This is a genomic window from bacterium, assembly GCA_040755795.1.
In the GTDB taxonomy this organism is placed as follows: domain Bacteria; phylum UBA9089; class CG2-30-40-21; order CG2-30-40-21; family SBAY01; genus JBFLXS01.
On the sequence record JBFLXS010000040.1, the window covers coordinates 11,224 to 17,950 of the forward strand.

Consider the following 6,727-nt stretch of genomic DNA (forward strand, 5'->3'; position numbering starts at 1 on the left):
TTCTTGCGCCTGAATTATCGGCTACCTCTAAACGAGTGCGTGCCTGAATCATAGTTTCTCCTCAAAATAAGGAAGTAGAGAGTAGAGAGTAGAGAGTAGAAAGTAAAGAAAACATCACTCCTCACGCTTATCTCCTTACATCCCACCTTCTATCTCCTACCACTATTTTCATCCTCATTTGTGAACCAGCGGTTCATGAGCGTTCTCCTGAAAATAGTTTTTTCACGCAAAGGTAAATTTTTCCCTTATTTCCCTTTGCGTTCTTTGCGTGCTTGGCGTGAAACTTCCTTTCCCCTGTCAAAATGTAAAATTATCTCTTTCATTTCACAACCTCAACTACTCGCCAGTGTTTAAGTTTTGATAGAGGTCTTGTTTCCATAATAGTTACTTGCGAACCTACCTGGCAGATATTTTTTTCATCATGGGCATAGAATTTACTTCTTCTTTTTATAACCTTTTTATAAAGTGGATGTTTAACGGGACTAACGACTGAGACAACAACGGTCTTGTCCATTTTATTACTAACTACTGTGCCAACTTTAACCTTTCTGGGTTCTCTTTGTTGTTTCATTAATGTTTCTCCCTTATACCTAATTCATATTCTCTCAAGAGTGTATTTATTTTTGCGATTGAGCGTCTTAATGTCCGAATTTTTGAAGGATTTTCTAAATGTTTCATAGCAGACTGTGTTCGTAAATTTAGCACCTCACCAAAAAATTTCTCTTTCTGGCTTTTTAACTCATCTAAATCCATTTCTTTTAAGTCTCTAAAATCTCTAAGTTTCACTTATTATTCTCCTTCTCTTGTTACGAATTTTGTTTTTATCGGTAACTTATGAGCAGTTAAAAGGAGTGCTTCGTGGGCTAATTCTTTTGTTACGCCACCTAATTCATAAAGAATCCGTCCAGGTTTAACAACAGCAACCCAATATTCAGGTGCTCCTTTACCTTTACCCATTCTTGTTTCAGCCGGTTTTTTGGTTACAGATTTATCCGGGAATATTCTAATCCACAATTTACCACCTCTTTTAATATGTCTGGAGATAGCAATTCTGCCTGCTTCGATTTGTCTATTGGTTATCCAACCACACTCTAATGCCTGTAAGCCATATTCTCCAAAGTTAAGTTGAGCGCCGGCGGTAGATATTCCCTTTCGTCTGCCGCGATGTGTTTTTCGATATTTAACTCGTTTGGGCATCAACATTGACTTCTTCCTCCATTAATTTCGCTCCTAATCCCATTAATCTTGCTCTTTCTCTTTCTTCTTCAGATAAAATCTCACCTTTAAATATCCACACCTTTATCCCAATTCGGCCATAGGTAGTTACTGCTTCTGCGGTGGCATAATCGATTTCAGCTCTCAGGGTATGAAGCGGAACTCGTCCTTCCCGATACCATTCACTTCGAGCTATTTCTGCACCGCCAAGCCTACCACCACAGGTTACTTTAATTCCTTTAGCCCCATGGCGTAGCGCCGTTATAACTGCCTGTCTCATTGCCCTTCTAAAAGAGATTCTTTTTTCTATCTGGATAGCGATATTTTCTGCAACCACCTGAGCCTCTAATTCTGGTTCTTTAATCTCATTAATATCAATTTGAATCTGGAGGTTAGTCATTTTTAGAATTTCCTGGCGTAATTTTTCTACATCCTGTCCTCTGCGACCAATGACTATTCCCGGTCGAGCAGTATAAATGGTAATTCTCATTTTCTGCCCAAATCGCTCAATAATGATTTTTGACACACCAGTTCTCTTTAATCTCTCTTTGATAAACTTTCGAATTTTCAAGTCTTCAATCAAATCATTTCTATAGGATTTTTTTGAAAACCAGCGTGATTCCCAATCATAGATATACTTTAACCTGAAACCTATTGGATGAACCTTTTGTCCCAAATTTTACTCTCCCTTCCTTATATTTTCATAAACTCAGGTAGCACTATCGCCCAATTTATTAATTGCACCAATAAAATTACCAGGGCAATCAATACAACTACCTTTAAAATAAATTTTATCATATCTTTCTTTTCTTTACCCTTCGAATACTCCCGATAATAACCAATTGTTTCATACACTGTGAGAAGTGTGACTAAAGCCATTAACGCTACATAAACCCATAATGTCATTTTAGATTACCTCCTTTTTTTTTTGGTAATTGGTAACTGGTGAATGGTAATTAGTGAATGGTAAATGGTGAATGGTAAATGGTGAATGGTAATTAGTTACCAATTACCAGTTACCAATTACCAGTTACCAGTTACCAATTACCAATTACCAGTTACCAGTTACCAGTTACCAATTACCAGTTACCAATTACCAGTTACCATTTAACCGATTACTTACTTTATAATTTCGTGAAGCCCTATTATTTCAGAAGTTACTCTGGCTTCTGACGATTTAATATTCATCCACGACTATGGTGATATGACTTGTTCTTTTACAAATTCGATAAGCCCTACCCATAGCGCGTGGTTGAATTCGTTTTAAAGTAGGTCCCTGGTCAACAAAGGCATTTTTGACATATAAATTACCTACCTGGACATTTATTCCTTTTTGTCTGGCATTAGCGATAGCTGAATGCAATATTTTTTGAACTATGCGGCAGGCTTTTTTAGTCGTAAATTTAAGCATATTAGTCGCCTGTTCCACTGGTTTACCCTGAATAAGGGTAGTTACCTGCCTTGCCTTTCTTGGTGAAATACGCATATATTTAGCCTTTGCTTTTGCTTCCATGATATTATCTCCATTGAAAGTAGTCCGTGCAGAGTGAAACTCTTTATTCTTCACTGTCTACTTTACTTCCTTATTTCAATGCTCGTGATTTTTCCGTATGAGAGCCGTGACTCCTAAATGTTCGAGTCAGAGCGAATTCTCCCAGTTTATGTCCAACCATATTTTCCGTGATATAGACCGGAATAAATTTTTTGCCATTATGAATGGCTAATGTATATCCGACAAATTCTGGGGAAATAGTTGAGCGTCTTGCCCAGGTTTTGATTACCTTTTTTTCCCCTGATTCATTCATCTTTTTAATCTTATCCATTAATTTAGCATCAATATAAGGTCCTTTTTTAATTGAGCGTCCCATCAGATTTATTTACCTCTTCTTTTAACAATAAATTTCTGGGTTCTTTTATTTTGTCTTGTGCGATAACCTTTCGTTGGTTTCCCCCATGGACTCACCGGATGTCTTCCTCCTGATGTTTTTCCTTCACCGCCACCGAGTGGGTGGTCAACAGGATTCATCGTAACCCCGCGATTATGAGGTCTTTTACCCAGCCAGCGAGTTCTCCCTGCTTTGCCAATACTAATATTTTCATGTTCTACATTTCCTACCTGTCCAATAGTTGCCATACAATCCACATGGACTAATCGAACTTCACCAGAAGGAAGGGTAATATGTGCATAATTCCCTTCTTTAGCAGTTAATTGGGCAGAAGAACCTGCTCCTCGCGCCATTTGTCCACCTTTGCCTTTTCTTAATTCAATGTTATGAATAGTTGTTCCTGTGGGTATTGCTCGTAAGGGAAGTGCATTTCCTGGTTTAATATCCACTTCTTCACCCGCACATACCGTTTCACCTACCTTTAATCCCACTGGAGCAAGGATATACCTTTTTTCTCCATCTAAATAATGAAGTAAGGCAATATGAGCAGAGCGATTTGGGTCATATTCAATTGCCGCCACCTTTGCCTCAATCCCAAATTTATTCCGTTTAAAGTCAATTATTCTATAGAATCGTTTATGGGCACCACCACAAAACCGAACAGTTATTCTGCCTTGATTATTGCGACCACCTGAACGCGGTTTAGATATAACTAATGACTTCTGTGGTGTTTTTTTTGTAATCTCATCAAATCCTACAACACTCATTCCTCGTCTGCCAGGGGAAGTAGGATTATATTGTTTAATTGCCATAATTTTATCCCTCTTTTATGCTTCGAATGCAGATATAAGCTCTCCCTCTTTTAGAGTTACCATTGCCTTTTTAAAATCAGCTCTTCTACCCAGTGCAAATCTAACCTTTTTTGGCTTACCATATTGAATTAAGGTATTGACCTTCGTTACCTTTACGCCGAATATCTTTTCCACTGCTTTTTTAATCTCAATCTTATTAGCATTTATATCCACCTCAAAGAGATATTTATTATTCTCTCTCAAGATAGTTCCTTTTTCAGTAATAATAGGTCTTTTAATAATTTGATACGGACTAATCATTGATGAACCTCGCTTTTAAGCTATTTGTAACATTTTAGCCATCTGAAGTGAAATTCAGGTAATCAGTTATCGGTCATCAGGTTATCGGTAAAGGGAAAAGATCAATTGGTTGTTACCGATTACCTGATTACCGATTACCTTGCACTTCATTTGGGTAAATAGTTACAGCTATTTAAGCCGTTATCCTTAATCTATCTTCTAACTTAGATAATGCCCTTTTTGTGAACAGGAGTTTTTCATGCAACAGTATTTTATATGGATTCAAATTTGACGCTAAAATCATCTCAGTGCCTTTTAAATTACGGACAGATAAATATAGATTTTTATCTGGCTGGTCTAAAACAATCAACGGTTTTGTCAAATTTAAGGTTTTTAATATTTTTGCCATAATCGATGTTTTTGGTGATTCTACCTTTAAGGAATCCACAACGACTATTTTCTCATTTATGGCTTTATCAATTAATGCTGAAATAAGTGCTTTCTGGTTAATTTTATCTGGGATTTTAATTTTAAAGCTATGTGGTTTAGGTCCAAAAGCCACGCCGCCACCTTTCCAGATTGGGTTTCGACTACTTCCGACTCGTGCTCTTCCGGTGCCTTTTTGTCGCCATGGTTTTTTCCCACTTCCACTTACCTCACCACGATGTTTAATACAGGCAGTTCCATGTCGTTGATTAGCAAGATATGCCTTTACCGAGTCATAAATACAACCATTGCTTATCTCTTGATTAAATATAGTTTTGGGAAGCTCGATTTGCTCTAAAATATCCCCTTTGATATTATATAAATTAACATCCATTGTTATTTATTTCCTTTTTTGACTGCCTTTTTAATCGTTATTAGTCCTCCCCGGCGACCAGGGATAGCACCTTCAATTAACAATCTATTTTCTTTTTCATTTACCTTAATTATCTTAAGGTTTTGCATTGTTACTTGAGTTCCACCCATTCGTCCTGGAAGGCCGTGTCCTTTATAAACTCTGGAAGGAAAAGAGCTCTGGCCAATAGAGCCTGGTGCACGATGAAACATTGACCCATGCGACTTCTTTCCACCTGTCCAACCATAGCGTTTAACCACACCAGTAAATCCTTTTCCTTTGGATATTCCAGTTACATCAACATAATCGCCTGCTTTAAAAATATCAACTTTTAGCTCTTGACCTACCTGATAATTATCAATATCTGTAATTCTAAATTCTCGTAAATACCGTTTAACTTTAACTGCCGCATTTTTAAAGTGTCCAGCAACGGGTTTATTAATTTTACTCTGTTTTACATCCCCAAAACCTAATTGTAGGCTATCATATCCTTCTTTATCTTTGGTTTTCTTCTGGACAATAATACATGGCCCAACCTCAAGCACTGTTACTGGAATAACATCTCCACTATTAGCATCGAATACTTGCGACATCTTTATTTTCTTACCTATAAGTCCTGTGGACATTATAATCCTCCATATTGGTAATTAGTTACCAATTTCTACATTATAATTTAATTTCTACATCTACACCTGCGGGTAAATTTATCTTCATTAAAGCCGATACGGTATCAACCGTTGGTTCTAAAATATCCAGTAATCTTTTGTGAATGCGCATCTCAAATTGTTCTCTGGACTTTTTATCTACATGAGGGGAGCGTAAAACAGTCCATTTGCTTATTTTTACTGGTAGAGGTATCGGTCCTGATACCTTTGCCCCGCTTCTTTTGGCTGTAGATATAATCTCTTTTGCCGACTGATCTAACAGCCTATGGTCATACGCCTTCAGTCTAATCCTAATTTTTTGTGCCATTTAACACCTCGTTGATAATCAGAGGTCAGAAATCAGATTTTAAAGGTAATACCTTCTTTTCTGTCTTATATCCTCTGTTTATGCAATCACCTCAGTCACTACACCTGCTCCTACGGTATGTCCACCTTCTCGAATGGCAAATCGAACCTCTTTCTCCATCGCAATCGGTGTGATTAATTCGACCGTCATATTCACATTGTCTCCTGGCATTACCATCTCTATCCCTTCTGGCAATTCTATTGCCCCAGTTACATCTGTGGTCCGAAAATAAAATTGAGGTCGATACCCTTTAAAAAATGGTGTATGTCTGCCACCCTCTTCCTTTTTCAATACATATACCTCTGCCTTGAACTTCGTATGTGGTGTTATTGTCCCTGGTGCCGCAATTACCTGTCCTCGCTCTATCTTCTCTTTATCTATCCCTCGTAATAATAACCCAATATTATCTCCTGCCTCTCCCTGGTCTAATGTCTTCCTGAACATCTCAACCCCTGTAACAACTGATGTCTGCGTCGGTTTTATCCCTACTATTTCTACCGCATCCCCTGTCTTTATCACCCCTCGTTCTGCTCTACCTGTTGCCACTGTCCCTCGGCCAGTAATCGAAAATACATCCTCCACTGCCAATAAAAATGGCTTATCCTTCTCTCGCTTCGGAAGGGGTATATATGTATCTATCGCCTCCATCAAATTATGTATTGCCCCACAATGAGGACATTCTTTCT

Annotated in this window: 14 protein-coding genes and 1 pseudogene; 2 read left to right on the plus strand and 13 right to left on the minus strand. The window is 37.9% G+C overall.

The genetic code is table 11. The annotated features are described in order from the left end of the window. Positions 1–319 precede the first annotated feature (319 nt). From rpsQ to AB1414_04695, 5 genes are read right to left on the minus strand one after another with little or no spacing between them, the layout of a single operon-like run. Positions 320–571 carry a 30S ribosomal protein S17 gene (gene rpsQ / locus AB1414_04675; GenBank protein MEW6606740.1) on the minus strand — a complete coding sequence of 84 codons (252 nt, stop codon included), beginning with the start codon at positions 569–571 and terminating at the stop codon, positions 320–322. Next, positions 571–786, minus strand: coding sequence for a 50S ribosomal protein L29 (gene rpmC / locus AB1414_04680; protein ID MEW6606741.1), 216 nt, complete (start codon positions 784–786; stop codon positions 571–573). The genes rpsQ and rpmC overlap by 1 nt, the downstream gene beginning before the upstream one ends. Positions 787–789: 3 nt before the next feature. Then, complete coding sequence (rplP, locus tag AB1414_04685) at positions 790–1,203, minus strand: 50S ribosomal protein L16 (protein MEW6606742.1); 414 nt, start codon at positions 1,201–1,203, stop codon at positions 790–792. Then, positions 1,181–1,891, minus strand: a complete 711-nt coding sequence (gene rpsC, locus AB1414_04690; protein MEW6606743.1) for a 30S ribosomal protein S3 — start codon at positions 1,889–1,891, stop codon at positions 1,181–1,183. Before rpsC ends, rplP begins: the two co-directional genes overlap by 23 nt. 17 nt (positions 1,892–1,908) lie before the next feature. After that, a complete protein-coding gene (locus AB1414_04695) occupies positions 1,909–2,121 on the minus strand; it encodes a hypothetical protein (GenBank protein ID MEW6606744.1) in 213 nt (70 codons plus the stop codon). Positions 2,122–2,206: 85 nt separating this feature from the next. Between AB1414_04695 and AB1414_04700 the strand changes: the two are divergent. Together AB1414_04700 and AB1414_04705 are read left to right on the plus strand one after the other, a co-directional pair. Then, a pseudogene (locus AB1414_04700) lies at positions 2,207–2,251 on the plus strand (hypothetical protein). Beyond that, positions 2,238–2,345 (plus strand): hypothetical protein, encoded by a 108-nt coding sequence (locus tag AB1414_04705; protein ID MEW6606745.1) that lies wholly within the window; start codon positions 2,238–2,240, stop codon positions 2,343–2,345. Before AB1414_04700 ends, AB1414_04705 begins: the two are co-directional and overlap by 14 nt. A gap of 47 nt (positions 2,346–2,392) precedes the next feature. Here the strand turns inward: AB1414_04705 and rplV are convergent, their stop codons facing one another. From rplV to AB1414_04745, 8 genes are all read right to left on the minus strand, one after another. After that, a complete protein-coding gene (rplV, locus tag AB1414_04710) occupies positions 2,393–2,728 on the minus strand; it encodes a 50S ribosomal protein L22 (GenBank protein MEW6606746.1) in 336 nt (111 codons plus the stop codon). A gap of 70 nt (positions 2,729–2,798) precedes the next feature. After that, positions 2,799–3,083, minus strand: coding sequence for a 30S ribosomal protein S19 (gene rpsS / locus AB1414_04715; protein ID MEW6606747.1), 285 nt, complete (start codon positions 3,081–3,083; stop codon positions 2,799–2,801). 5 nt (positions 3,084–3,088) lie between these two features. Then, positions 3,089–3,913 carry a 50S ribosomal protein L2 gene (gene rplB, locus AB1414_04720; protein MEW6606748.1) on the minus strand — a complete coding sequence of 275 codons (825 nt, stop codon included), beginning with the start codon at positions 3,911–3,913 and terminating at the stop codon, positions 3,089–3,091. Positions 3,914–3,928: 15 nt separating this feature from the next. After that, a complete protein-coding gene (locus AB1414_04725; GenBank protein MEW6606749.1) occupies positions 3,929–4,213 on the minus strand; it encodes a 50S ribosomal protein L23 in 285 nt (94 codons plus the stop codon). A 172-nt stretch (positions 4,214–4,385) separates the two neighbouring features. Next, a complete protein-coding gene (gene rplD, locus AB1414_04730) occupies positions 4,386–5,012 on the minus strand; it encodes a 50S ribosomal protein L4 (protein MEW6606750.1) in 627 nt (208 codons plus the stop codon). Positions 5,013–5,014: 2 nt separating this feature from the next. Continuing rightward, positions 5,015–5,656, minus strand: coding sequence for a 50S ribosomal protein L3 (rplC, locus tag AB1414_04735; GenBank protein ID MEW6606751.1), 642 nt, complete (start codon positions 5,654–5,656; stop codon positions 5,015–5,017). Positions 5,657–5,696: 40 nt separating this feature from the next. Further along, a complete protein-coding gene (gene rpsJ / locus AB1414_04740) occupies positions 5,697–6,002 on the minus strand; it encodes a 30S ribosomal protein S10 (GenBank protein ID MEW6606752.1) in 306 nt (101 codons plus the stop codon). Positions 6,003–6,080: 78 nt separating this feature from the next. Further along, positions 6,081–6,727: EF-Tu/IF-2/RF-3 family GTPase (locus AB1414_04745; protein MEW6606753.1), on the minus strand; the 647-nt coding region annotated here is incomplete at its 5' end.